This window comes from Citrobacter sp. TBCS-14 (assembly GCF_005280805.1).
Classification (GTDB): Bacteria; Pseudomonadota; Gammaproteobacteria; order Enterobacterales; family Enterobacteriaceae; genus Citrobacter; species Citrobacter gillenii.
On sequence record NZ_SZWM01000916.1, the window covers coordinates 1 to 336 of the forward strand.

At 47.9% G+C, this 336-nt stretch carries 1 pseudogene (only partly in view); it reads right to left on the reverse strand.

The features are described 5' to 3' along the window. Positions 1-77: 77 nt before the first annotated feature. Positions 78-336, reverse strand: a pseudogene (locus tag FDX22_RS22050) (DUF4862 family protein) (its annotated part continues 163 nt past the right edge of the window); the annotation flags it as partial.

A 336-nucleotide genomic window follows, 5' to 3' on the forward strand; every position in this document is an offset into this window, starting at 1 on the left:
GCTGACGGGGTATATCTTTGAGTGTAGGGCGAGAGGTCATGTTCATATTAATATTCTCGTAGAGTAGTATTTTATTTTTATATTTTTGCTTTGTTTAACGTCGCGATACCGTCGCGCAATATTGCTACGCGATGGTTCACATCTGCATTGGCGTTTATTTCCAGCAATTTAATACCGGCAAATTGCAATGGTTCGGCTTCTGCGCAGGCGAATAATTCGCGGGCATGGTCGGTGGTCATCAGGCTTTGTGGGCAGAATGGGGCAAACGGGGCGTGTAAGTCCTGCCACTCACCGTAGTCTCCTGTGATAGTGGTACCGGAGAACATCAGCGCACCC